General features: G+C 34.8%; 25 protein-coding genes and 1 pseudogene. 18 read left to right on the top strand and 8 right to left on the bottom strand.

What is annotated here, in order from left to right; translation table 11 throughout:
- Positions 1-7: 7 nt before the first annotated feature.
- Positions 8-1,312: a CitMHS family transporter gene (locus PQF83_RS21745; RefSeq protein ID WP_000880454.1), complete on the bottom strand. Its 1,305-nt coding sequence runs from the start codon at positions 1,310-1,312 to the stop codon at positions 8-10.
- A gap of 252 nt (positions 1,313-1,564) precedes the next feature.
- Here PQF83_RS21745 and PQF83_RS21740 point away from each other — a divergent pair, with 252 nt between their 5' ends.
- The 14 genes and pseudogenes from PQF83_RS21740 to PQF83_RS21675 all read left to right on the top strand — a co-directional run bounded on the left by PQF83_RS21740 (position 1,565) and on the right by PQF83_RS21675 (position 14,567).
- On the top strand, positions 1,565-1,819 hold the full coding sequence (locus tag PQF83_RS21740; protein WP_000857644.1) for a hypothetical protein: 255 nt from the start codon (positions 1,565-1,567) through the stop codon (positions 1,817-1,819).
- 131 nt (positions 1,820-1,950) lie between these two features.
- On the top strand, positions 1,951-2,454 hold the full coding sequence (locus PQF83_RS21735; RefSeq protein WP_001259405.1) for a nitrous oxide reductase accessory protein NosL: 504 nt from the start codon (positions 1,951-1,953) through the stop codon (positions 2,452-2,454).
- A 289-nt stretch (positions 2,455-2,743) separates the two neighbouring features.
- Complete coding sequence (locus PQF83_RS21730) at positions 2,744-3,616, top strand: ankyrin repeat domain-containing protein (RefSeq protein WP_002163759.1); 873 nt, start codon at positions 2,744-2,746, stop codon at positions 3,614-3,616.
- Positions 3,617-3,763: 147 nt separating this feature from the next.
- Positions 3,764-4,436, top strand: a pseudogene (locus tag PQF83_RS21725) (GNAT family N-acetyltransferase).
- 307 nt (positions 4,437-4,743) lie between these two features.
- Positions 4,744-5,310 carry a glycerol-3-phosphate responsive antiterminator gene (locus tag PQF83_RS21720; RefSeq protein ID WP_000472009.1) on the top strand — a complete coding sequence of 189 codons (567 nt, stop codon included), beginning with the start codon at positions 4,744-4,746 and terminating at the stop codon, positions 5,308-5,310.
- Positions 5,307-6,404, top strand: coding sequence for an ABC transporter ATP-binding protein (locus tag PQF83_RS21715; protein ID WP_000571386.1), 1,098 nt, complete (start codon positions 5,307-5,309; stop codon positions 6,402-6,404). The genes PQF83_RS21720 and PQF83_RS21715 overlap by 4 nt, the downstream gene beginning before the upstream one ends.
- Positions 6,404-7,336 carry a carbohydrate ABC transporter permease gene (locus tag PQF83_RS21710; RefSeq protein WP_000573563.1) on the top strand — a complete coding sequence of 311 codons (933 nt, stop codon included), beginning with the start codon at positions 6,404-6,406 and terminating at the stop codon, positions 7,334-7,336. Before PQF83_RS21715 ends, PQF83_RS21710 begins: the two co-directional genes overlap by 1 nt.
- On the top strand, positions 7,333-8,154 hold the full coding sequence (locus tag PQF83_RS21705; protein ID WP_000635931.1) for a carbohydrate ABC transporter permease: 822 nt from the start codon (positions 7,333-7,335) through the stop codon (positions 8,152-8,154). The genes PQF83_RS21710 and PQF83_RS21705 overlap by 4 nt, the downstream gene beginning before the upstream one ends.
- Before the next feature lie 21 nt (positions 8,155-8,175).
- Positions 8,176-9,552: an ABC transporter substrate-binding protein gene (locus tag PQF83_RS21700; RefSeq protein ID WP_000060603.1), complete on the top strand. Its 1,377-nt coding sequence runs from the start codon at positions 8,176-8,178 to the stop codon at positions 9,550-9,552.
- 400 nt (positions 9,553-9,952) lie between these two features.
- On the top strand, positions 9,953-10,657 hold the full coding sequence (locus PQF83_RS21695) for a metallophosphoesterase family protein (RefSeq protein ID WP_000821992.1): 705 nt from the start codon (positions 9,953-9,955) through the stop codon (positions 10,655-10,657).
- A gap of 212 nt (positions 10,658-10,869) precedes the next feature.
- On the top strand, positions 10,870-11,541 hold the full coding sequence (locus PQF83_RS21690) for a response regulator transcription factor (RefSeq protein ID WP_001238613.1): 672 nt from the start codon (positions 10,870-10,872) through the stop codon (positions 11,539-11,541).
- Positions 11,538-12,788 carry a sensor histidine kinase gene (locus PQF83_RS21685; protein ID WP_001992492.1) on the top strand — a complete coding sequence of 417 codons (1,251 nt, stop codon included), beginning with the start codon at positions 11,538-11,540 and terminating at the stop codon, positions 12,786-12,788. The genes PQF83_RS21690 and PQF83_RS21685 overlap by 4 nt, the downstream gene beginning before the upstream one ends.
- Before the next feature lie 209 nt (positions 12,789-12,997).
- Complete coding sequence (locus PQF83_RS21680) at positions 12,998-13,819, top strand: hypothetical protein (RefSeq protein ID WP_000728570.1); 822 nt, start codon at positions 12,998-13,000, stop codon at positions 13,817-13,819.
- A gap of 13 nt (positions 13,820-13,832) precedes the next feature.
- Positions 13,833-14,567 (top strand): C39 family peptidase, encoded by a 735-nt coding sequence (locus PQF83_RS21675; protein ID WP_002163756.1) that lies wholly within the window; start codon positions 13,833-13,835, stop codon positions 14,565-14,567.
- A gap of 44 nt (positions 14,568-14,611) precedes the next feature.
- On the opposite strand, the gene PQF83_RS21670 is transcribed toward PQF83_RS21675, so the two are convergent.
- Both PQF83_RS21670 and PQF83_RS21665 read right to left on the bottom strand, forming a co-directional pair.
- Complete coding sequence (locus PQF83_RS21670; protein WP_000719663.1) at positions 14,612-15,145, bottom strand: DUF4871 domain-containing protein; 534 nt, start codon at positions 15,143-15,145, stop codon at positions 14,612-14,614.
- 115 nt (positions 15,146-15,260) lie between these two features.
- The gene (locus PQF83_RS21665) at positions 15,261-16,187 is read right to left on the bottom strand and encodes a DMT family transporter (protein ID WP_001066056.1); all 927 of its coding nucleotides are present in this window, start codon (positions 16,185-16,187) and stop codon (positions 15,261-15,263) included.
- Positions 16,188-16,307: 120 nt separating this feature from the next.
- Between PQF83_RS21665 and pdxR the strand changes: the two genes are divergently transcribed.
- Positions 16,308-17,708 carry a MocR-like pyridoxine biosynthesis transcription factor PdxR gene (gene pdxR / locus PQF83_RS21660; protein WP_000891903.1) on the top strand — a complete coding sequence of 467 codons (1,401 nt, stop codon included), beginning with the start codon at positions 16,308-16,310 and terminating at the stop codon, positions 17,706-17,708.
- A 34-nt stretch (positions 17,709-17,742) separates the two neighbouring features.
- On the opposite strand, the gene PQF83_RS21655 is transcribed toward pdxR, so the two are convergent.
- The 3 genes from PQF83_RS21655 to PQF83_RS21645 all read right to left on the bottom strand — a co-directional run bounded on the left by PQF83_RS21655 (position 17,743) and on the right by PQF83_RS21645 (position 20,602).
- On the bottom strand, positions 17,743-18,255 hold the full coding sequence (locus PQF83_RS21655; RefSeq protein WP_000351212.1) for a GNAT family N-acetyltransferase: 513 nt from the start codon (positions 18,253-18,255) through the stop codon (positions 17,743-17,745).
- Positions 18,256-18,401: 146 nt separating this feature from the next.
- Positions 18,402-19,865: a sensor histidine kinase gene (locus tag PQF83_RS21650; protein ID WP_000041002.1), complete on the bottom strand. Its 1,464-nt coding sequence runs from the start codon at positions 19,863-19,865 to the stop codon at positions 18,402-18,404.
- A gap of 65 nt (positions 19,866-19,930) precedes the next feature.
- The gene (locus PQF83_RS21645) at positions 19,931-20,602 is read right to left on the bottom strand and encodes a response regulator transcription factor (protein WP_000238954.1); all 672 of its coding nucleotides are present in this window, start codon (positions 20,600-20,602) and stop codon (positions 19,931-19,933) included.
- A gap of 329 nt (positions 20,603-20,931) precedes the next feature.
- Here PQF83_RS21645 and PQF83_RS21640 point away from each other — a divergent pair, with 329 nt between their 5' ends.
- Complete coding sequence (locus PQF83_RS21640) at positions 20,932-21,054, top strand: hypothetical protein (RefSeq protein ID WP_001068393.1); 123 nt, start codon at positions 20,932-20,934, stop codon at positions 21,052-21,054.
- Between the two features lie 357 nt (positions 21,055-21,411).
- Here the strand turns inward: PQF83_RS21640 and PQF83_RS21635 are convergent, their stop codons facing one another.
- Together PQF83_RS21635 and fdhD are read right to left on the bottom strand one after the other, a co-directional pair.
- Entirely contained in the window at positions 21,412-21,918 is a 507-nt protein-coding gene (locus tag PQF83_RS21635) for a GNAT family N-acetyltransferase (RefSeq protein WP_000405875.1), read from the bottom strand.
- A gap of 225 nt (positions 21,919-22,143) precedes the next feature.
- On the bottom strand, positions 22,144-22,950 hold the full coding sequence (gene fdhD / locus PQF83_RS21630) for a formate dehydrogenase accessory sulfurtransferase FdhD (protein WP_000529216.1): 807 nt from the start codon (positions 22,948-22,950) through the stop codon (positions 22,144-22,146).
- A 300-nt stretch (positions 22,951-23,250) separates the two neighbouring features.
- Between fdhD and fdhF the strand changes: the two genes are divergently transcribed.
- Entirely contained in the window at positions 23,251-26,187 is a 2,937-nt protein-coding gene (gene fdhF, locus PQF83_RS21625; protein ID WP_000840655.1) for a formate dehydrogenase subunit alpha, read from the top strand.
- Positions 26,188-26,199: 12 nt separating this feature from the next.
- Complete coding sequence (locus tag PQF83_RS21620) at positions 26,200-26,682, top strand: DUF1641 domain-containing protein (RefSeq protein WP_001040528.1); 483 nt, start codon at positions 26,200-26,202, stop codon at positions 26,680-26,682.
- Positions 26,683-26,720 lie beyond the last annotated feature (38 nt).

The following is a 26,720-nucleotide window of genomic DNA, read 5'->3' as shown; positions in this document are numbered from 1 at the left end:
TTTTATTTTATATTGGAATAACCCCAATTAAAATTCCAGTAATCAACATGACCATTGTCGTTCCAACTGCCCACAATAAAGTAAAACGTTGATGTTCACCAAAATCAACCTTTGCCATCCCAACTAATAAATAAGTGGATGCAACAAGAGGGCTTAATAAGTGAACAGGTTGCCCGAGTAAGGAAGCGCGTCCCATTTCAGCTGCACTAATTCCATAGGTAGCAGCAGCTTTCGTTAAAATAGGTAGTACACCGAAGTAAAATGCATCATTGGACATGAAGAATGTGAATGGCATACTAAGAAGTGCTGTAATAATTGGTAATTGTGGGCCAAGAGCATCTGGTATAAGAGTTACTACACTTTTAGCCATTGCATCTACCATTTTTGTTCCTGATAAAATTCCAGTGAAAATCCCAGCGGCAAATACGAGAGAAACAACTGCTAATACGTTTCCTGCGTGAGAAGCAATACGCTCTTTCTGTTGCTCTAAGTTCGGATAGTTAATCATAACAGCAATAGCGAAAGCGATTGTAAATAAAACAGGTAATGGCATAACTTCTAGTATAAGACAGACAAGTAAGGTAGCAGTTAATAAAAAGTTAATCCATAGAAGTTTAGGGCGCTTATGAACAGCAGCTTCTACTGTTGCAGCTTGCTCATCTGTTGTTTGCATTTGTTTTAAATATTGTATATCCATAATTCCTAAACGTTTTCTTTCTTTTTTTCCAAGATAGTAAGCAACGAAAACTACCCAAAGTGCACCAGCAATCATTCCTGGTATAAGTGGTGTAAAGAGCTCTGATGCGTCTAGTCCAAGTGCACTCATAACACGAGCTGTCGGTCCACCCCACGGTGTAAGATTTGTCACGCCTGCACCTAACATAACAACCCCAGCTAATATAAGTGGATTCATTCCAAGGCGTTTATATAGTGGGTACATTGCGGAAACAGTAATCATATACGTTGTCGTTCCATCCCCATCTAATGAAACGATAATTGTAAGAATCGCTGTACCAACAACAATTTTTAAAGGATCTCCTTTTACAAATTTCAAAATCCTACTAATGACAGGATCAAATAAACCGCTATCAATCATAATTCCAAAATATAAAATAGCAAACATAAGCATAATACCAGTAGGTGCTAGTTTTTGAATGCCCTCTAACATCATAGGTCCCATGTTTGCATAAAATCCTCCAATTAATGCGAACGTAATTGGAATTAATATTAATGCTACTAGTGCTGACATACGTTTTGTCATAATTAAAAACATAAAGACAAATACCATTGCAAATCCAAGTAGTGCTAACATGTAATCTCCCCCTCAAAAATGATTGCGCTTTCAAAATAAAATAAAAATTCAGAAAAAGGTTTTTTGTTTATCATAAAAGCATCTATTTGAATGGTAAATAATTTGAAAAATAACATCATTAGAAGCATAATTTTTATTTTGGTCATTTTGTTCACGGGAGTTAATTTGAATTTTTAAAAAGTAAGCTGCTCTCCATAAGAATGGTAGAATAAGATGACAATATTGAAGTGTGAAATAGGGAGTAGATTTTATATGAAAACAAGAATGGAAGAGATTTGTAGTTCTTATGAAGGAAAAGTAGAAGAGATTTTTGTTAATGAATCTTCTTACGTATATGAGTGGGAAAAATTAATGATGATCCGAAAAAATAACGGTGAACTTGAAAAGGTTGCAGTCGGCATCAGTGGAAATATAAGATTAGTAAATGTAGTTGTTGGGCAGCAAATTCATACAGATACATTATTAATTAAAATAGAAGATGATTTAGTAATTACAGGTTGTGAATGATGAGAGGTGTGTAGAGAGGACTACACATCTTTTTTGTTCCATATATTACAAAAGACACATCATTTTTTCACAAATCGCACACAAGTTTTTGATATGCTCCTTGTAGAAGATACGGTTAGGGAGGAAATACAATGAGAACAAAGTATGTGATGCTTGCTATATGCTTATTCTTTGTCTTTACAATTGTAGGATGTGGTAAGAAACAAGCAGAGGCTGTGGCAATTGATGAGAAGCATGATAAGTGTGATATTTGCCAAATTGGGGTAATGGATAATCAATTTGCAACAGAAATCATTTTAGAAAATGGAAAAGCATTAAAGTTTGATGATATCGGTTGTATGTATAAATGGATGGAGATTAATCCAGGTGAAAAGACGAAAGAAAAATTTGTTCGAGATTATGATTCGAAAGATTGGGTTTCGTTAGAAGACGCTACTTATGTATATGATAAAACAATTACAACACCAATGGCTTATAATGTCATTTCATTTAAAAACAAAAAAGATGCAAAGAGCTTTGTATCTAACTATAAGGGGAAAGTTCTCTCGTATAAAGAGCTAGCAGAGCATAAATGGGAAATGAATAAAGAAATGATGGGGAACACGAAAAAGGGAAATCACGGTGGGCATCATTAATACTAGAAAAAGACAACTGCATAGTTGTCTTTTTCTAGTATTATTCAGGTGCAAATATAGAAAAGGTGTAAAATTTTTAGAAGAACGGTTACAATGGAATGTAGTGACCTAAAGCAACCATGTATGTACTTTTTAGAAATGTATACAAATGCGGTGAAAACGTGCTAAACTAATTGCTTCATAATGCTAATGATGAGGCCATCAGGCGTATCATTCCAATAGGTTGAGAAACATCATATAAGTTTAAGATAATCCAATTAAAGAAGGAATATAAAGTGCTTATGGATAAATGTACTCAAGAAGAGTTATTGTATGTGATGGAGGAATGGTTAAGAAAACATTATCTTTCATAGGAGCTGTAGTTGTGAGAAAACAAAAAATTTTATTATGTATGTTATTAGGACTTTTAATGACGGTAGTGGCTTGCGATAAGCAAGAAGAGCCAGAATCGAAACCGGTTCATGTGAAAAACGAAAAGAAACAAGAGAAGCATAAAGAACAGGAAGAATCTAAAGAAGAAAAAAGTATAAATTTAATGGACAAACAGTTGCTACTTTCTGCCACTCTTGGAGACACAGAAACAGCTATGAAGTTGATTCAAGATGGAGCGAATATAAATGTAGAAGGTGACAACGGAGAAACACCTGTCCTTGCAGCAACGTACCAAAATCATGTAGAGACAGTGAAAGCATTAATTGGTGCAGGTGCTAATATTGAAATTAAAGATGAGAAACAAAGTAATCCACTTCTTTATGCGAGTAGAGAAGGATATACGGATATTGTAAAAGTATTAATTAATGCAGGAGTTAATACGAAAGAAACGACTAAGTCAGGTGGAACAGCACTTATTTCTGCATCTGAGCGTGGCCATGTAGAGGTCGTAAAAGAATTGTTAGAGCATACAGATATTGATGTCAATTATAAAAATGCTCGTGGTGGAACAGCTTTAGTAGAAGCAATTGTATTAGGAAATGGTAGTGAAAATCACAAGAAAGTAATTCAAATGCTTATTGACCACGGGGCAGATGTAAATATGGCCAATAAGGAAAATATTACGCCACTGCAATATGCTGAAAAAAGAGGTTTTAAAGATATTGCAAATATGTTGAGGGTAGCTGGAGCGAATGAAGTAGTACAGCCACAACCGCAACCGGTAGAATAACAAGTATGAAATAATCCCATTTAGATAGACAGAATGAAGAAGTCATTGAGTATGATGGATTCAGTAATGTGTATGTAAATGGGATTTTTGTTTTGGGCATGAAAAATAGATTATGAATGGTATATGGAGTAACTAAGGAGAATATAAATGAGGCTCTCAGAACTTGATTTAATAGCAATTCAGGTAGAGGTTTTATTTGTTCATAATCAAGTAGGAAAAAATGAAATATGTAAATGAACAAGGAAATCCGAAAGCACCACGCTGTTTTCTTGGCAGAACTCGTGAAGGGAGTATAACGAGATATCATTGTGATCTGGATGATGAAACGGTAGGTAAGATTGAGAAATTAATTCGAGAACCTTCAAATCATATAGAGATAGCAAAGATTATCCATGTATTAAATGAAGAAAGAACAGTAAAAAATATTTGGATGGGCCCTGCTTTCATGTTCTCTAATAATTTACATAAGCCAACTAGAACAATACAGATAACAGAGAAGAATAAAGAGCTTTTGCGAGAAAATTTTCCTAATCTAATAGAACAGATGGAGTGGAGGCAACCTTACTTTGCAATTGTAAAAAATGAAAAGGTAGTTTCTATATGTTGCAGTGCTAGGAGTACACCTGTAGCTGCTGAGGCGAGTGTGGAAACTTTAGCGGAGAATGGGTATGGTACTGATTTTGTTACAGCCTGGGCGATATCAATACAAGAAGAAAACCGCATTTCACTTTATAGTACTTCTTGGGATAATTATGCCTCACAAGAAGTTGCGAGAAAACTAAAATTGATTAACTATGGAATGAATTTGCATATTACTTGAATTTTAAAGATAGTTGTTTGCTGTTTGGGGTTATTCGTATATCTAGATTAATGTTAAGAAAATATGGTGAATATTAACATTCGATTAACAGCTAATTAACAATCTATCAAAACTGACTTAATAAATGCATACTATAGTAAAGGTAACAAAATAACTAGGGTAGAGAACATTTGAGAACACCCGCTTACATATAACGTGCCACTTTCTTAGGTGTGCTCTATTCCCTAGAGTTCAAATAAGGAGAAAGGTGTTCTATGTAAGTAGGTGTTTTTAGTTTGGATAAAAACAGAAAAGCTAGGTGGAATGAATGTTTAAAGAACCTTATATTGCGATGATAAAGGATTGGAAAGGATACAACACATACAAAAAATTACCGAAAACAGTTTTTCTTATGACGGGTTCAATGCTGGAGTTACCAGAGCGTGTATATGAATTACAGAAACATGGACATGATGTCTTTCTTCATTGTGATTTTATACAAGGTTTAAATACGAATACAGAGGAAGCACTTTTGTATATTCAAGACGTTATCGGAGCACAAGGTATTATTTCAACAAAAGGATCGACAATTCGAAATGCCAATAAAATTGGATTAAAAACGATCCAACGTATTTTTATTGTCGATACTTTATCTCTTACAAAATCAATTGAAAATTGTAAAACGACTAAACCGAATGCAGTAGAGATTATGCCTGGTATTATGCCTTCCATTATTAAGCAGTTAGCAGAGGAAATAGAATTTCCTATCATTGCAGGCGGACTGATTCAAACACGAGAAGATGCGGAAATTGCTATTCGTGCAGGCGCAAGTGCAATTTCAACGAGTCATTATGAAGTATGGATACAAGAAGAAAAAAGGAGTGCAACTTTGTGATTGAATTGAAAAATGTTTCAAAGGTATATAAAAATGCAGAAGAGACAGCGGTTAAGGGGGTATCGGTTCACATTAAAAAGGGTGAGTTTTTTGTTTTAGTTGGGCCTTCAGGATGTGGGAAAAGCACATTATTACGAATGATCGCTGGCCTAGAAGAAATTTCTTCGGGGGATTTAATTATTAATGAACGTGTTGCAAATGATTTAGAGCCGAAAGATCGTAATCTATCAATGGTATTTCAAAATTATGCACTATACCCACACTTATCTGTAGAAGAAAATATTTTATTTGGACTTAAGGTAAGGAAAGTACAAAAAGAAGAGCGGCAAAAGAGATTAATGGAAGCTATTGAAATGGTAGGGCTGAAAGAGTATGTGAAAATGAAACCAGGTCAATTATCAGGTGGACAAAGACAGCGTGTTGCGCTTGCTAGAGCGATTGTGAGCCAAGCACCGATTTGTTTAATGGATGAACCACTTTCGAATTTAGACGCGAAATTACGTGCGCAAATGAGAATTGAAATTAGAGAAATTCAGCAGCGTTTAGGAATTACAATGATTTACGTTACTCATGATCAAATAGAGGCGATGACTATGGGAGATCGCATCATGGTTTTAAATAAAGGAAGCATACAGCAAGTTGGAACACCGCTTGACATCTATAACGAACCAGCAAATGAATTTGTTGCAAGTTTTATAGGGTCTCCTTCGATGAATATAAATGATGGAGAAGTAAACAAAGAAAAAGGTGTATTACATATAGGGCAATTGCAAATTCCGTTATCTATTGGACAGTTAAAGCAATTACCAGAAGGAATAATTCGCATAGGCATGCGTCCTGAGCATATTGCCCTGTCTGAGGAAGGACAAGAAGTTACGCTACAATCTGTAGAAGTATTAGGCAACGAATCTATATTAAACTTCGCAATAAATGGAACAACTTGGAGTGCAAAAGTCATTGGACAGCTAATCCTGAACAAAGGTGACAAAGTAAAATTATTATTCTCACAAGATAAGTTATGCTTCTTTCATCAAAATACGAATGAACGATTAAAAGTGGTAGCTGAAGAAGAGTTGAAAGTGGTGGCGAAATAATGATTGAAGTAGGCAAGTTACCAGCCCAAGCAAAGGTGGCAAAAAAGAAGAATTTATGGAGTAGAACGAAAGATTTAAGAATAGGATTATTATTTTTAGCGCCATCTATTTTATTGTTCTCGATTTTTCTTTTTTATCCATTATTTAGGACGATTTACTATAGCTTTTATTTAACAGATATACACGGAGAAGCTAATCTTTTCGTTGGCTTAGAAAATTATCAATACTTATTTTCTGATCCTGCTTTCTACAAAAGCATAAAGTCAACTTTATTATTTGTTGTATATACAGTGCCTACGAGTATTATACTCGCTTTATTTCTTGCATTGATTGCAAACGGAAAGGTAAGAGGTATTGGGTTATTTCGAGTTCTGTTTTCTTCGACAATGGGAATATCAGTAGCTGCTAGTGCAGTAATTTGGTTATTTTTATTTCATCCAAGTGTCGGGTTATTCAATAATATATTAGCTTCTATGAATCTTCCTGCAATTGCATGGTTAACGAGTCCGGACTGGGCACTATTCTCTGTATCAGTTACAACGGTTTGGGTGAATACAGGATTTGCATTTTTAGTTATATTAGGTGGTTTACAAAATATTGATACGTCTTTATATGAGAGTGCATCTATAGATGGTGCTAGCTATTTATATAAGCTTCGTCGTGTTACATTACCGATGCTATCACCAACTTTATTCTTTATCGTGACAGTAACGTTAATTAGTGCGTTCCAAAGCTTTGGACAGATTGATATTTTAACGCACGGTGGACCAAATGATGCAACAAATTTAATTGTATATTCGATTTATAAAGAGGCATTTGTGAATCATCAATTTGGGACAGCAAGTGCACAAGCTATGGTACTATTTGTTTTCATTTTCATTGCTACATTACTTCAATTTAAGTTTGCTGAGAGAAAGGTGCATTATAAATGATCGTTAAACAGTGGAAACAAAATTTCCTGCTATACATGCTGCTCATAATTAGTGCAGTAATGGTATTTTTTCCTGTGCTGTATGCGTTTTTAATAAGCTTTATGACACCAGACGATATTCAAATGAGAAGGATATTTCCAACTCAATTTACTTTTGATAATTTCATTAATATTTTTCAAAAAGTACCACTTTTTACATATTTATATAACAGCTTAGTTGTATCGACAGTTGTTATGATTGGACAACTTATCGTGTCAAGCTTAGCGGCGTATGCTTTTGTCTTTCTTCAGTTTAAGGGAAGAAATCTTATTTTTTTCCTGTTTATTTCAACGATGCTTATTCCGTGGGAAGCGACGATGGTACCTAACTTTTTAACGATTCAAAACTTTGGCTGGATCAATAGTTTCGCTGGGATGACAGTGCCGTTTTTTGCAACAGCTTTCGGTATTTTCTTGTTACGCCAACATTTTATGACACTTCCGAATGAACTGAAAGAAGCTGCTTTTATTGAAGGGATTGGAAATGTAAGATTTTTGTTCAGCGTTGTAATTCCGTATTGTAAAACGAGTTTTATTACGCTTGGCGTATATAGTTTTTTAACAACATGGAATATGTACTTATGGCCACTTTTAGTGACCACTGATGAAAAGGTAAGAACAGTTCAAATTGGTGTGAAGCAGCTTCAATCTCAAGAAGTTGCAACTGATTGGGGAAGCGTAATGGCTGGCGTTACGGTTATCGTTATACCAACATTGATTCTATTATTTTTAGGACAAAAGCAATTACAACAAGGATTAACAAAAGGTGCAATTAAATAACTAAGAGAAGGTGAGATTAAAATGAGTCTAGTTAAAAAAGGTGCTGCTCTATTAATGGTAGCAACAATGGCATTATCTAGTGCTGCTTGTTCAAATAGTAAAACAGAAGGAAAACCTGAAGCACAGGCGAAAGTAGCACCAGTTGAAAAAAATGGTGATAAAACTGTAATTCGTTTTTGGCACGCGATGGGTGGAAAAACACAAGGGGTATTAGATGGGCTTGTTGCGGACTATAATAAGTCACAAAATAAATACGAGATAAAGCCAGAGTTCCAAGGGACATATGAAGAGTCTTTAACGAAATTTAAAACGATGTCTGCTACGAAAGAAGCGCCAGCTCTTGTTCAGTCGAGTGAAATTACAACAAAATATATGATTGATAGTAAAAAGATTACGCCAATTGATAGTTGGATAAAAAAAGATAAGTACGATACTTCAAAGTTGGAAAAAGCAATTACAAATTATTATTCAGTTGATGGAAAAATGTATTCTATGCCATTTAATTCATCTACACCAGTATTAATTTATAATAAAGATGCTTTCGCAAAGGCGGGCTTAGATCCAGAGAAAGCTCCAAAAACATATGCGGAATTGCAAGAAGCAGCGAAAAAGTTAACGATTAAAGAAGGCGGAAATGTAAAACAATATGGATTTTCAATGCTGAATTATGGTTGGTTCTTTGAGGAATTGTTAGCGACACAAGGCGCTTTATATGTAGATAATGAAAATGGTCGTAAAGATGCTGCAAAGAAAGCTGTATTTAACGGTAAAGAAGGACAGAAAGTATTTGGGATGCTAGATGAGTTAAATAAAGCTGGTGCACTAGGAAAGTATGGAGCAAGTTGGGATGATATTCGTGCCGCGTTCCAGTCTGGACAAGTTGCTATGTATTTAGATTCTTCAGCTGGTGTTCGCGACTTAATTGATGCATCTAAGTTTAATATAGGCGTGTCATATATTCCATATCCAGAGGATTCGAAACAAAATGGTGTTGTTATTGGAGGAGCATCATTATGGATGACGAATATGGTTTCAGAAGAAACACAACAAGGTGCTTGGGACTTTATGAAATATTTAACGAAGTCAGACGTACAAGCAAAATGGCATACTGCAACAGGTTATTTCTCTATTAATCCAGATGCATATAATGAACCATTAGTAAAAGAGCAATATGAAAAATATCCACAGTTAAAAGTAACAGTAGATCAATTGCAAGCGACGAAACAATCTCCAGCAACACAAGGTGCTTTAATTAGTGTATTCCCAGAATCACGAGATGCAGTTGTAAAAGCATTAGAAGCAATGTATGACGGAAAGAATAGTAAAGAAGCGTTAGATGAAGCTGCCAAAGCGACAGATAGAGCAATTAGCATTTCAGCTCGTACGAGTCAAAAATAAGAGAAAGCCGTATCCGAAAAAGGATACGGCTTTCTTTAGGAGATAAGGGATCAAAAAAATGAAGAAGTCTTATCTCTTTTATATGAGTAAAGGGTCTAGAATGAATCTTGTCCTTTTCATTATTTGTTTAACTCCATTGCAACTTGTTTGCCATTTACGAAAACCTCTGCCACTGCTACTAAAACTTCCATCACTTTTTTCATTTCTCATCTCTCCTTGTTTTTTGTTTCATTTCTTACTTTTAGTATAAGGAAATATAGCAATTGCAACTATCGAATTGAATGACAAGAGACTTACATTGTTGTAAGGATAATCGTTGTATCTGTAATAAATACGGTTTTAAAATACAATTCTGAAGTTTCTGTCGTTTTGAATTATAATTAGAAAGAGGGGTGATAATATGAAAAGAATTCTTGTTATTAGTGATATTCATGGCGAAATAAAAAAGTTCGAACAGTTATTAGAAGAAGCTCAATACGATGCAAAAAAGGATCAACTAATTTTATTAGGGGATTATGTAGATCGTGGTCCAAATGCACGTGCAGTAATTGAAAGGGTAAAAGAGTTAAAAGAAGATGGAGCCCTCGTTCTAAAGGGAAATCATGAAGATATGATGATTAAGGCGTTAACGACTGATGAGGAACGTTCATGGAACCATTGGGTAAAAAGGAATGGTGGAGATAAGACATTATATAGCTATGGATTTGTAGAAGAAGATATTGTAGTTAATGAGGAAGACTTCCAAAAACCAATTTTACAATCGCATGTTTTAGAAGATCATGTAAAGTTTATTCAAGAATTAGATCATTACATTGAAACAGAAGAGTACATATTTGTACATGCTGGTGTTGAGCCTATGAAACGAGTTTCTGAATGTGAACCATATACGTTAATGTGGATCCGTAATGAGTTTCATAATGGATATAGTGGCGAAAAGGTTGTTGTATTTGGCCATACGGAAACAAAAACGCTTCACGGTAGTGAGAATTGTGGCGTGTATTTTGGTAGTAATCGAATTATTGGAATTGATGGTGGGGCTGTGTATGGTGGTCAGCTAAATTGTTTGGAATTGCCAAGTAAAAAGGTATATGTAGTAAAAAATTGAAAGAGATAAGGGAAATCTTATTTCTTTCAATTTTTTATTAAGCTAAATTTAAGAAAGAGTCTTTATAATTAATCTTTAAAATTCTGTATCAAGAAAAAGTGTAGAAAGAACGAATTAAAAATGAAGTTACAGAATATAATGATATTCTTTTGTTAGGAAAAGCAGGAATGTGATTATAAATAGAATCGAACGATATGGTGGAAGGTGAGAATATGCGCTTACTCGTAGTAGAAGATAATGCTTCGTTATTAGAGTCTATCGTACAAATTTTGTGTGATGAATTTGAAGTAGATACAGCATTGAATGGAGAAGAGGGATTATTTCTAGCGTTACAAAATATATATGATGCAATTTTGCTTGATGTGATGATGCCAGAGATGGATGGTTTTGAAGTAATTCAAAGAATACGTGATGAAAAGATTGAAACACCAGTCCTGTTTTTAACAGCGAGAGATTCTTTAGAAGATCGGGTGAAGGGATTGGACTTTGGTGGAGATGACTATATCGTTAAGCCATTTCAGGCCCCTGAATTAAAAGCGAGAATTCGTGCTTTACTACGCAGAAGTGGTAGTTTAACAACAAAGCAGACTATTCGATATAAAGGGATTGAACTGTTCGGAAAAGATAAAGATGTTCAAGTAGATGGACAAAGTATGAAGCTAACATTAAAACAATATGAGCTTCTAGAGTACCTTGTTCAAAATAGCGGAAAGATTTTAATGAGGGAACAAATTTTTGATCGTGTTTGGGGATTTGATTCAGATACGACAGTGGCAATTGTAGAAGTGTATGTACATCATTTACGTAAAAAATTAGAGCCATTCGGTTATCAGAAAGATATTCAAACCGTTCGAGGTATTGGATATATATTAAAAGAACAATGAAAAAGGGAAGTATGTTTCAGAAGACGCGTATTCGATTGACTATATTGAATTCATTAGTATTTATCATTTTGATAGGCGTATTAGGTAGTATCATTTATTCTTACACATATAAGCGTATTTATAGTGGAGTAAATGAATCGATAGAAAAAGCCGTTCAACATAGAAAGAATGCAGATGATAAAAAACTACCTAAAAAAATTAGAGGATATCCTCCAATTGGGGATCCAAGGATAATGGAGTTAACTTGGCTTGGAAACACGGTGGAGATAGATATTGAAAACGGCAAACGTCGTTTTATTTTTGAAGACAATTTGGAGAAGTTTTCTCCAAAGAAATTAGGAACTTTGCAAGATATAGAAGTACAAGGACAATATTTTAGAATATTTTCATTTCAAAAAGATGCAAAAATAGTTCAAATTGCAAGGGATATAACAGCTGAAAAAGAAATGTTACATACTTTATTTTTAATTCTTGTAATAGGTTGTAGCGTAGGAAGTTTATGTGCAATAGGAATCGGCTTTTTCTTAGCTGGCAGGGCACTCGTACCTATTCAAAATTCATGGGAAAAACAGCAGCAATTCGTTTCTGATGCGTCACATGAACTAAGGACACCGCTTGCAGTTATTCAATCAAAAACAGATGTTTTATTCCAGTCACCATCCGCTACGATAGAAGAAAAAGCGATGGATATTTCTACAATTTCAAAAGAATGTAGGCGGTTATCAAAACTCGTTAGTAATTTATTATTGCTAGCACGCTCTGATTCTAATCAAATTGAGATGGATAAGAAAACGTTTGAACTCGATAAATTGTTAGAAGAAATAGTAGCTCCATATAAGGAGATTGCTTCTTATCAAGAAAAAGAAATGATATTAAAAGTAGAACGTGGCGTATCTTTTATGGGTGATAGAGAGCGGATTCATCAAATGATGGTCATACTGTTAGATAATGCGATGAAGTATACGAACGAAGGCGGTCATATTCAAATCAATTGCACGCAAACGAGTAGTTCAATTCGTATACAAGTGAAAGATGACGGGATAGGAGTGAAAGAAGAAGATATTCCGAAATTATTTGATCGTTTTTATCAAGGGGATAAAGCAAGAAGTACGTCAGAAGGAGCTGGATTAGGTCTTTCAATCGCAAATTGGATTGTAGAAAAACATTACGGAAAAATATCAGTAGAGAGCAAATGGGAAGAGGGCACTTGTTTTGAAGTGATTTTCCCTAAACACCAAAGAATATAAGTGAGAAGACGATCTTGTTTTTACAAGGTCGTCTTTTTTTAAGGGAAAGTTAAGAAACTATTTTTAACATGTATTATATACAGAAAAGTTCGCCCTATAAAAAGAAGCGATTATAAAAAGGTATTTGAGTAGATTATATCGATCATAATGTTATTTCGATTATGAATAGGGAATGATGGAAAAGAAAGTGTAAGAGGGAGGAATTAATTTTGAAAAAGAAAATGATGATGGTATTCACTATTGGAGTAATGAGTTTAAGTATATTAGGGGGTGCCTCTCCTTCTGAAACATCAAAAGGAAAGACAGATTACACACAGCGCAGCAAAGAACAATTAAACAATGGAAAGATACATGCTGTGCATACAGAAGAAAAGGCGGAGAATTTAGGGATTGAAACGGCAGGGAAAGAACAAATTACGCTAGAAAAAGAAATCCATGAGACGGAAGTAGGAAGAGAAGCAGAACAGTTAGGAATTTCGATTGAAGGAAAAGATGTTGGAACTCTTTCAGAAGAAATCTATGAAACAAAAGTGAAGCAAGAAGCGTTAAAGCTAGGCATATCAATAGAAAATACATCAATTGTAAATTTGATTACTCAAATTAATACGATTAAAATTAACGATGAAGCGGATAAATTAGGTATTTCGACAAATGGAAAAGAAATAGAGGACATTGCAGAAGAAATCTATGGAACGAAAGTAAGAGAGGAAGCAGGCAAGTTAGGTATTTCACCAAAAGGAAAAGAGATAGAAGTGTTAGCGCAAGAAGTATACGAACAAAAAGTACAGGAAGAAGCAAAAGAATATCATATCGATTTGTATGGGAAAGATATATATCAAGTATTAAGCGAAATTAATGAACAAAAAGTGTTACAAATGGCAGATGAGCTTAATATGGATAAAACGAATAGGAACGTTCAAGAATTAGCAGAAAAAATAAAAAAGGATCAGCCTGAAAAAGGAAAAGAACTAAATTTTGTACCAGTGATTCGAACGGATGCGGACGCGTTTTATTCTTATTTAACGAACTAAAAAGGGCGTGAAAGTGATACGGAAGTTTAAGTGGTATATAGGTATGGCTTTACTCGTTATAGCAGTATGGGGGATCTATACAAATGGAATTACAAAGTATGTGGAGAAATTAACATTCTTCAATATGAAAAGTGGAAAACAAGTAGAGTTTAATCGTGATGAAAAGGTCATTTTATCAAATGTACCTTTCATTCAGCAGTTACCAGAGTTAGATAGAGGCTGTGAAGTGACGAGCTTAGCGATGATGTTACAATACGCAGGTATTACAGTGGATAAGATGAAATTAGCAAACGAAATAAAGAAAGTTGATTTTATGAACGATGGTGTACGTGGGAATCCGAATGAAGGATTTGTAGGAAATATTTATACCTTTTCTGAATCAGGATATGGTGTATATCATGGACCACTTTTTCAATTAGCGAAAAAGTATTTACCTAACAAAGCTGTGGACTTAACAGGGAAGAGTATAGAAGAGCTTTATAAGAGTGTAAAATCAGGACAACCGGTAGTCATGATTACGAATGCAACATTTGCGCCATTAGATAAAGATGAATTTACTACATGGGAAACAAATAGTGGAGATGTTTCTATTACGTATAATGAACATTGTGTAGTACTTATTGGATATGATAAGGAGTTTGTATATATTCGAGATCCTCTAAGTGATAGCTTAGATGTAAAAGTACCGAGAGAAAGTTTTGAAAAGGCATGGGTGCAAATGGGTAGTCAGGCGATTAGTTACATATAAGATGGGTAAATAAAAGGAAGGAGGCTGAAACAGCCTCCTTCCTTTTATTTATTTTCTGTTGCATTGATTACAAACTGATCATAATATTTTTCATTCACGTATATATTTAATACCCATAATCCAGATGAAGGTAGTGACATAGTGAGTGGGAGTTCGGTTGTAGTAGAATCAATTGTATTTGAAGTAGTCCAAGTTGGTTTAGAAGTTTCTTGTTGAAAGAGTACGGGTGTTGGGGTTACTGATCCTTGTTTTAGTGCAATAATAGATAGTTTTCCAGTTGGCATTTCAGGATCTAAAAAGTACCACATCATTTCATTTTTTTCATTTGCGATAATAGGGCTATCAGCCAGTGCGATTTTTTCTTCGATACCTTTTAAAGGTGTTTTTTCTTGTATGAAGGAGGGTGTTTCTTCCCAATTTACATCTTTTAAAACGCTAAGATGAAAGAAGGAAGGTGCATTAACTTGGGTGGATGACGTGGCGATAGCTTCTTTTTTAGGTGCTTCTGAATCAGGCTGCAATTGCGAGCATCCAGTGATGAGAAAGGAGAAAAGTAGCATAGTTCCAATTTTTTTCATGGTGTCACACTCCTAATTTTTACTGTTAGTGTAATTGTATTTGCCAGAAAGAGGGACAATTCCTTTAAAGTATAAAAAGAGGTCGTAAGTTTTGTACGACCTCTTTTGACATTTTTTATATTTGTTCAGTTGAAAAGGTTGGTTCTCGTTCTTTTTGAGGCATCGTTAAGAAAATAACAGAAAGAACGATACATACGCCGCCTAGTAATTGATACGCTCCAAATGATTCATTTAGCCAAGCGATTGAAACGATAGCTGCTACAAGTGGTTCAATGCTAGATAAAATGCTCGTTTCTGTTGCTGCTAAATATTTCAGACTACCGATATAAAGAAGGAAAGAAAGAGTGCCACTTATAATGATAAGGATAAGCATAGAAAAAGTTTTTGGTGTAAAGGTTTGTGAAAGTTGACTCCATCCAAACGAGCGATTAAAAATAAGCAGAGCGATGCCGCCGATTAGCATCCCCCAGCCAATTACTATGGTTGTTCCGCATTCTTTAATAAGAGAAGCTGGATGGAGGGTATAAAATGCAAATCCAATTGCTGTTAATAGGCCAAAAATAATGGCTTCTTTCGATAAAACAATATTTTCAATTGAACCGTTTGTAATAATAAAGTACGTTCCCGTTAGTGCAGTAATAATTGCGAGTAGTTGCATAGAAGCAGGGAATTTTCTTTGTCCAAATGCGACATAAATGGTAATAAAAACAGGACCTAGAAATTGAAATAATGTCGCTGTGACCGCATTACTAATATGAACTGTTTCGATAAAGGCATATTGCGCACCGAGCATGCCGAGAATAGAGAAAATAATAAGTTGTATAGAATGTCTAGAGTGTTTCCAAATTTGAAATATGTTTTGTTTCTTTATAAGTAAAAAAGATAAAATAAATAATCCCGCAAGCAACAAGCGAATTGTTAAAAAATCAATTGATGATACGTTAGTATGTTGAAATAGCCACTGAATCATCGGACCAGATAATCCCCATAAGGTAGCTCCTGTAATAATCATAATGAGTCCAATCCGTCTACTATTGTTCATAATCATGCATCTCCTCTCGAGTATTTGATTTTTTATGTGTGACATGATAAAAGGAATTATATATAACTTCTGGTACTGTAAAAAGTATCAGATTTTAGTTTTATTAAGGGGTCAGATATTATGTTAGAATTAACGCCTAATTTAAATATGAATAGTAAAAAGGCATTGTACGTGCAATTGTATGAGTATATAAAAAAAGAGATTAAGGATGGAACGATTTCCGCTTTTACAAAATTACCCGCAAAGAGAAAGCTGGCGAGCTATTTACAAGTGAGTAAGAATACAATAGAAGCGGCTTACGAGCAATTACTTGCAGAAGGTTATATTGAGTCGATATCAAGAAAAGGTTATTTTGTATGTAAATTTGAACAAATGATGGATGTAGAAGGAAGCGAAGCGAAAGTAGAAGAAGTATCGTTTCGGGAGGAGAACTATACATTTGATTTCACACAAACAGGGGTTGATACAAAAACTTTTCCGTTCACTATGTACCGCAAGCTTATAAATGATGTATGGCAGCCGCGTAATAATGATTTACTTTTTCTTGGACACCCTCAAGGAGAATTAAGCTTACGAGAGGAAATTGCGAACTATTTGTATGAATCTAGAGGTGTACGTTGTTCAGCTAGTCAAATTGTATTAGGTGCGGGAACACAAATATTAGTGAAGTTACTTTTTCAATTGTTGAAGGGAAGTAATTACGCTGTTGAAAATCCAGGGTACCATAGGAAAATGGTCGTTTTTGAACAGGGAGAAAAGAAGGTTCAAATGTTGTCTTTAGATAGGGACGGCATTTGTATGGCAGATTTAGAAAATAGCACTGCAAATGTTGTATTTGTAACTCCTTCTCATCAGTTTCCATATGGAATGATTATGCCTATTACGAGAAGGACGCAGCTTTTACAATGGGCAAAGAAAGAAGAAGATAGGTATATTATTGAAGATGATTACGATAGTGAATTTCGTTATTCAGGAAAGCCAATTCCGGCACTACAAGGGTTAGATACAGATGGGAAAGTTATTTATATGGGGACGTTATCAAAAGCTTTGTTGCCCTCATTACGGATGAGCTATATAGTATTACCGAAGAATTTAATTAAAAAGTATCAAAAAGAATATTTATTTTATACACAAAGTGTTTCAAGAATGGATCAAGAAGTGATTAGAAAGTTTTTACATGAAGGTTATTGGGAAAAACATATTCATAAAATGCGTGTCGTCTACCGGAAAAAGAGGGATCGACTTGTTTTTGAAATAGAGAAGTATTTCTCTAATCATGTTGAAGTGATAGGAGAAGATTCGGGATTACACATTTTATTAAAAGTACATAATGGAATGCGAGAAGAAGAACTCATTCAAGAAGCTGCAAAATATAGTATTAAAATATATCCTGTTTCTACGTACTATAAAGACGGTACTGCACCTGAAAATGTCGTTTTACTTGGGTTTGCGATCTTATCAGAAGAAGAAATTGCGCAAGCGATTCAACTATTAAATACAGCGTGGTTTAGAAAAAAGTAAAAAAACATCCTCATACATGAGAGGATGTTTTTTATTATTTATTTTCGTCTAAGAATAAGACCATATGCTCTTCGTCCCAATATTGTCCGTTATATTTTAATGAACGTTCTTGTACACCGAATGTTTTAAATCCTAATGATTCATAAAGTTTTTTTGCTCCATCGTTGCCAACAACAACATCAAGCATAACTTGTTCCACCTCTAAAGATTTAGCAAGCTCAAGACATTCTTTAATAAGTGCTTTCCCTGCTCCAAGTCCGCGTGCTTTTGGAGATACATATACAGAACCGATTTTAGCTTTATGTTCTTGTTTTACATATGGTTTCGTTTCCAGCGTTGCAACCCCGATTAATTTTCCATCTTTGAATGCGCCTAGCGTATAGTTTTCATCTTGTGCTAATTTTTGTGCTTTATATTCAATCGCACACTCTTTATTAATAATATCTTCATAAGAAGAGCTGAAAGCCTCAGGGTTTTGCTTTAATCCTTCTACACGAAGTTCTAAGTAAATTTCCGCTTCGTCTTTTGTTAATACATGGATATCCAATTATATCACCCTCCAAATCTTTGACAAATGTATCTTTATTTTATATTGAAATAAGAATAATTTCAAAAGCTTAGCTTATATAAGCTGATTTTATGAACAAAATAACACCAGTAGTTTTTACTATTACTGGTGTTTTCACACACATATTATTCAAAAGGTAGCTCAATTATAAAGGTAGTTCCTACCCCTAATTTGCTTGTTACTAGAATGGCACCGTTATGCAATTCCACAATTTCTTTAGCAACAGCTAGCCCGATACCTTTTCCCCCAGTAGCTCTCGTTCTAGATTTATCAACACGATAAAAACGATCGAAAATATGCGGAATATCTTCTTCAGGAATACCTTCACCTTCATCTTGTACACTTATTGTAAAAGAATTTGTTTCAGCGAGTACGCGTATCGTAATAGTAGTGTTTTCTAGTGAGTGTTGATAAGCATTGTGTAATAAATTTAACATAACTTGTTCCATACGTCTTTCGTCTATGCAAACTTCTAAATCATCTTTGCAATATACATGAAGTTGCATTTGTTTATTTGTTAATGTTGTTTTTGTTTTTTCAACCATTCGTTCTAAAAATGGTCTAAGAAGTACTTTTTGTTTTTTTATAACAAACTGGTGTTGTTCTAATTGTACAAGCATAAATAAATCTTGGACGAGGTCAGTTACACTATCTGTTTCATCCTCGATGATTTGCAAGTATTCTTCTCGCTCTTCTTTCGTTAAAGTGTCTCTCTTTGCTACTTTCGCATAACCTTTCATATAGGTCAATGGAGTTAATAGTTCATGGGCGACACTAGCAAGAAATTCATTGCGTTCTTTTTTCATATAAGTTAGTTCACTGGACAAATCTTCAATCGTTTTTGCTAAGCTTCCAAGTTCATCATTCCGTTTAATACCTAATTGAATTGGCTTATTTAATTTTGACATTTTTTCTGTTGCCCTCTTCATTTTTATAAGCGGTTCTGTAATAACACGAGAAAAAACAAAGACAGAAATAGTCGTTAAAATAACAGTCAAAACACTAATGATAAGAAATTGGTTCATGAGTTTAAGTAACATATTTTCTAAGAAAGATGTTTTTAGTAACATATATAACTTTCCTTGAAACTCTGCTGTATTAAGTGAGCTTACAGTTGTGATGAATTTTGATTTTTTCCAGTTCTTTTCGACAACCAATCCGTTTGCTGGAATAGGTTCTGTTTTACATGTAAGCTGTTTTTGCATTGCTTTTGTTACAGGTTCTGAAGTGGAAATAATTTTTCCATTATTGTCCGTTATAATGATAGCTATATCAGAGTTAGCAATTGATTCTGATTCAACTAAGTGTTCAGCCTCATCAGCGATATCGAATTCTGGGTATATAGGACGCTTAGGATTTTTATTGTATTCAGCGCGTTCGCCGTGTTTCTTTTCTTTAGCAAATGTACTCCACTTTGCGCGTTGTGTAATTTTGTTACTATAGCGATTACCTTTTTCTAAAAGAGCGAGTGTTTCCTCTTCAATGCGCATTTTAGAAATACTTTTGTAAAAAGATACGAAAGCAATTGTTTCAATGCATAAAGCTAATATTAAAAAGTATGTCCCGATTTTAAGTGAAAGTTTACTCATTTTCTCACCATACCTTATTCATAATAAAGGGTCAGTGGTATACTAGTTTCCACTGACCGAAGTAATTATTCACTTTTCCATTTATATCCGACCTTATAAACAGTTTCTAAGTAATTTTCAACTGGAAATCCTTTTTTACGTAATTTATCACGGATATTGCGAATATGTGAATCGATTGTTCTATATTCAATGTCTGTTTCATAACCCCAAATTTTTTCGATTAAATCATCTCGGCTATAAGCACGGTTTGTATTTTGTAAAAATAGTCCAAGTAACGAAAATTCGATAGGAGTCAGTGAGATTTTTTCATCATACACTGTGACAGTATGTTTCGTTTTATCCCACTCAATACCATTGAAGCTAACAAATCCATCTTTCTTTGTACGGCGTAATATAGCCTCAATTCGTGCAACTAATACATGCTCATCAAATGGTTTTGTAATATAGTCATCTGCGCCGATCGTAAGGCCTTTTACCATATCGTAATTTTGATTACGAGCTGTTAGCATAATGATTGGAACGTTGGAAATTTGACGGATTTGATAGCAAGTATCCCATCCATCCATATTTGGCATCATTACATCTAACAAAACAATATCGAAGTCTTTTTGTTCTATTAACTTTAGTGCTTCAAGGCCAGAGGTAGCTTTCATACAAAAATAGCCACGAGGACTTAAGAACAGATCTAATAATCGTAACATACGTTCTTCATCGTCTACTAATAAAATTTTCACCATAATCTTGTGCACCCCAAACTGTTCATTCTACTTGTATAGTTTACATGAAAATGATAAAAAACTCTTTTTATGTGATTGAGTGGAAGAGTGATTTCTCGCTCAGAGTAATTGACATAAAAAATGCACTAGTTTTGCACAACTATTTTTTATAATAGAAAACGTAGCGACACAAAATACCCTATGTTGCGACATAACGTCATGTCATTTTATTTATAAAATGACAATTCCATTCTATTGTGTATGTGAGATAGAGAGGGTTTTCGTATTCACCTCGCATCGGATAAGAAAAATTTCCTATCTCACACTTTTTTTAAAAGGAGATCATACACATGAATCCAAAAGAAGAAATTTCAAAAAAAGAAAAGCAAGATCGTAATACGGTTGTCATGTGCGTTGCCGTATCTATGGTTATTATTATAAGTTGTGTAAATAAAATTTGGGGGATTTTATAATATAAAAAAAGCTTATTGCTTCTTAAGAAGCAATAAGCTTTTTTCGTTGTTAGGGGGAGTATTTTTATATAATAAACCAAGGTAAAATTGCTAATCCAGAAGTTACAATTGCTGTAGTAAATATTAAAAGCATAGCTCGTTTGTTTTGTTTCATGTCACATTCTCCTCTACATATCAAGTACATGCGATCAGCGTGGGATGTAGTTCCCCACTGAGTAAAGTTTCACTTTATATTTTTAGTATAATGAATGGAAAGGTTTGGTACGATCGATAAAGGTGACATGAAGATTACATTGTTGTAATGAAAAAAGCATCTTTCTTAATAAAAAGATGCTTTTGGAAAACTAGATTGAAGTATTAATCATTTAAGAATAGAACCATATGTTCTTCGTCCCAATATTGACCGTTATGTTTTAATGAACGCTCTTGTACGCCGTAAGTTTGGAAACCTAATGACTCATATAATTTTTTTGCTGCATCGTTACCAACTACAACATCGAGCATAAGTTGTTCTACATGTAATTTATCAGCATTTTCAATAATTGCTTTAATAAGAGCTCGTCCTGCTCCAAGGCCACGTGCTTTAGGGGAAACAAAAACGGAACCGATTTTTGCTTTATGTTCTTGTTTAATGAAAGGCTTTGTTTCTAAAGTAGCAATGCCGATTAAATCGTTATCTTTGAAGACACCTAGAGTATACTTATCCGGATTGCTTAATCGTTTTGCCATAGCAGCTACAGGATCCTCATGTTTAAGAACATCTTCATAAGAAGAGCTAAAAGCTTCCGGGTTCTTCGTTAAACCTTCCATACAAACTTTTAAATATATTTCTGCGTCCTCTGTCGTTAATAAGCGAATTTCCATCGTTGTAACCTCCTTGGTCGATTTCAAATAAAGTGAACCTTTTATAAGATTGTGTATGTGTTTTGTGAGCAGTCTCTTTTAATTTGTAAAAGAATGAAAAGATATATGCTACAATGTTTTGTTTTTTAATATGTAATGAAATTATATATTAACTTTATTAACTATTCAAGTGTTTAATATATTACATTTTTATAACTAAAATAACTCCTCGATTGAGGAGTTATTTTAGTTATTCGATTGATAACCATCAATTCGATGTGGATGCGTGTAAATATTACAAGAGTCATTTCTAATAAATCCTACGACTGTAATGCCTAAATCGTGAGCGAGTTGCAATGCTAGTTTTGTTGGAGCGGATTTAGATAGAACAATTTCACATCCGATTTTTGAAACTTTGAGTAAAATTTCGGATGAAATACGCCCGCTAAATGCAATGATTTTTCCTTTAACAGATATATTGTTGCGTAAACAATGTCCATATATTTTATCTAATGCATTATGTCTTCCAATATCCATTCTTGATAGGAGGATATTGTTTCGATCACATAGCGCGGTATTGTGAACACCGCCGGTTTGGCGAAAGGTAGTAGAAGATTGTTGTAAAGTATTCATTAAGTAAAAGCATTCTTCAGGAGTAATTTTTACATGTATATCATGTAAATCTTTTGCTTTTGCTGCATCGTTAGCGAAAATAAAACCTTGTCTACCTTTTCCGCAGCAGGAAGTGATGTATCGTTTATTATATAAATTTTGATAGAGCGGATTTATTTTTGATGATGTTACATGGACAATTCCATTATCTTTTTGAACCCATAGTTCTTCAATATCTTTATAGGAAGAAATAATCCCCTCAGAAATTAAAAAACCAATTACCATATCTTCAATATAATTTGGTGTACATACGACTGTTACATATTCTTCACCATTCAATTTAATAGTAATAGGAGATTCTGTAACAATCTCATCAGTTTGTTTTGAAAATGTACCAGAGTGATAGCGTACAATTGTATAACTCTCTTGCGTAGGTCCCATATGAAATTCCCCTTTTATATGTATTTTCTCCCACATTCATCATAAAACATTGAAAAAATAAAAACATCTATTAGAAGGAAGGTATCAGATTATTTTGGTTATTATTGTATATATACGATATAATAGAAATGTAGAATAGTGAAATTTTCAAGCTTTCGTAGTGATACCTTATAAACATCTAGAATCGACTTCATAAGAAAAGTATTTAGGCAGGGCGTTTCAAAAATATGTACAGTAATTCATTTGTGAAAACGGATTCATAAGTGTGTTGTACAGTTGGTTGTAAGGAGAGGGGAAACTATGGCAGAACAGACAGTCCGTGTAACCGTAGATGGTAAAGAATTTTCAGCATCAGGTGAAAAGACGATACTACAATTATTTAACGAGAGTAATTTGGAACATCCTCAAATTTGTCATGTACCAGAAGTAGATCCAATTCAAACTTGTGATACGTGTATTGTAGAAGTAGATGGGAAGTTAATGCGTGCTTGTTCAACGCAAATAGAGAATGGTATGCATATTGAAAGACAGTCACAGCGTGCGAAAGAGGCGCAGACTGAGGCGATGGATCGAATATTAGAGAATCATTTATTGTATTGTACCGTATGTGATAACAATAACGGTAATTGTAAGGTTCATAATACAGTACATATGATGGGAATTGAAGAACAGAAATATCCGTATGAGCCGAAAGTAAGTGCTTGTGAAGTGGATATGTCACATCCGTTTTATCGGTATGATCCAAATCAATGTATTGCTTGTGGACAGTGTGTAGAAGTATGTCAAAACCTACAGGTTAATGAAACGATATCGATAGACTGGAGCTTAGATCGTCCGCGTGTTATATGGGATCATGGTGTAAGTATAAATGACTCATCTTGTGTAAGTTGTGGGCAGTGTGTAACAGTATGTCCATGTAATGCGTTAATGGAAAAATCAATGTTAGGTGAAGCTGGATTCATGACAGGGTTAAAACCAGATGTGTTAGATCCGATGATTGATTTTGTAAAGGATGTAGAGCCTGGATATAGTAGTATTTTAGCGGTTTCAGAAGTAGAGGCTGCGATGCGTAAGACGAAAGTGAATAAAACAAAAACAGTTTGTACATTTTGTGGTGTCGGTTGTTCATTCGAAGTATGGACGAAAGATCGCCATATATTAAAAGTGCAACCTGTTTCTGATGCACCGGTTAATGGCATTTCCACATGTGTAAAAGGTAAATTTGGATGGGACTTTGTAAATAGTGAAGATCGAATTACGAAGCCATTAATTCGCCAAGGAGATATGTTTGTTGAAGCTTCATGGGAAGAAGCGTTAGAAGTTGTTGCTTCTAACATGCAACATATTAAATCAGAATACGGCAGCGATGCATTTGGATTTATTTCTTCTTCGAAAGTAACGAATGAAGAAAATTATCTTATGCAAAAACTAGCTCGTCAAATATATGGAACAAATAATGTAGATAACTGCTCGCGTTATTGCCAATCTCCAGCAACAGATGGTTTATTTAAAACCGTCGGTATGGGCGGCGATGCTGGAACAGTGAAAGATATAGCTGAAGCAGGCCTTGTCATTATCGTTGGTGCGAATCCAACAGAAGGACATCCTGTACTCGCGACGCGTGTAAAACGTGCTCATAAATTACACGAGCAAAAACTGATTGTAGCAGATCTTCGTAAACATGAAATGGCAGAGCGTGCGGATTTATTTATTCATCCGCGTCAAGGTACAGATTACGTATGGCTTGCTGGTATTACGAAATATATTATTGATCAAGATTGGCATGATAAAAAGTTCATAGCTGAAAATGTGAAGAACTTTGATGAATATAGCACAATGTTAGAAAAGTATACGCTTGATTATACAGAAGAAATTACGGGAATTTCGAAAGAAAACCTGAAAGAAATGGCTCGTATGGTATATGAAGCAGATGGAACTTGTATACTTTGGGGAATGGGTGTAACGCAAAATACAGGAGGAAGTACAACATCTGCTGCCATTTCCAATTTACTGCTTGTTACGGGGAACTATCGTCGTCCTGGTGCAGGCGCATATCCATTACGAGGTCATAATAATGTACAAGGTGCTTGTGATATGGCGACATTACCAAACTGGCTTCCAGGTTATCAAGCAGTATCGGATGATACGCTTCGTGCTAAGTTTGAAAAAGCATACGGCACAACGATTCCGAAAGCACCAGGATTAAATAATATCGCAATGTTACTTGCGGCAGAAGAAGGAAAACTACGTGGTATGTATGTCATGGGGGAAGAAATGGCTTTAGTCGATTCCAATGCGAACCATGTGCAACATATTTTAGCGAATTTAGACTTCCTCGTTGTTCAAGATATGTTCTTATCAAAAACAGCTCGTTTTGCTGATGTTATTTTACCAGCGGCACCAAGCTTAGAAAAAGAAGGAACGTTTACGAATACAGAGCGACGTATTCAAAGATTATATGAAGTATTAAAACCACTAGGTGATTCAAAACCAGATTGGTGGATTTTACAAAAAGTTGCTCGTGCACTCGGCGGGGATTGGAATTACGAAAGTCCAAGTGAAATTATGGACGAAATCGCATCGCTTGCACCGTTATACTCTCAAGCAACGTACGATCGTCTAGAAGGATGGAATAGTTTATGTTGGGGTAGTCATGATGGTAGTGATACACCGCTATTATATGTAGACGGATTTAACTTCCCAGATAAACTAGCTCGTTTATCATTAGATGAATGGATACCACCAGTTGTAGCGCCAGATGAGTATGATTTACTTTTAAATAATGGACGTATGCTAGAACATTTCCATGAAGGGAATATGACGAATAAGTCGGCTGGTATTTTATCTAAAGTATCTGAAGTGTTCGTTGAAATTTCACCTGAGCTTGCTATAGAGCGCAATGTGAAAGATGGTGGTCTTGTAGAATTAGCATCACCATTTGGCAAAATTAAAGTACAAGCGCTTATTACTGAGCGTGTAACGGGGAAAGAGCTATACTTACCGATGCATGCAACGATAAATGAAGAAGCGATCAATATTTTAACTGGGACGGCAACAGACCTTTATACGTGTACACCGGCGTACAAACAAACGATGGTGAAAATGCGTGTATTACGTGAAAAAGGAAATCGTCCGTTACCATCTTCAAACCCGCGAGATAAAAAGCGTAATCCGCAAAATGGTGTTGAAATCGAGCAAAAATGGCAAAGAAAACAATACGTATCACTCGTGGACTAGGGGGCGGAGATAGTGGCGAAAGAGATTACTTTAATTAAAAAGAAAGTTGTAACAGAGGAAGAACAGAAACAGCAAGTAGCAGATGAACTTCTAAATGAGCTATCTAATAATCGTGAAGCAGTAGAAGAAACGATGCAGCTGTTAGCGCAGTTACAGAAGGCTGGAATATTAGATGCGGCGATTAGTTTACTTGCTGCTAAGGAAGATGTTTCAAAAATCGCTGTGGAGCAATTAAATCGTGAACCAGTTAAAAATGCACTTAACAACATGATGGGGGCGGGGGAAGCACTGTCCTCAGTTGACCCAGAAGTAACAAAGCAAATCACATCGAGTTTAGTCACTGGATTGCAATTTGCAACAGATGAATTAAAGAGTGGTAAAAAAACAAAAGTGATGGACTTCTTTAAAGTGTTAAAAGATCCAGATATCAATAGAGCCATCACATTCGGATTTAGCTTCTTGAAAGCATTTGGACAAGGGTTAGAGAAAAAATAGAGTAAGTGAAAAGTGATGGGAAGTAGCCATCACTTTTT

The organism is Bacillus sp. FF-1, from assembly GCF_028548245.1.
GTDB classification, from domain to species: domain Bacteria; phylum Bacillota; class Bacilli; order Bacillales; family Bacillaceae_G; genus Bacillus_A; species Bacillus_A paranthracis.
This window is presented reverse-complemented; position numbering and strand designations above follow the sequence as displayed.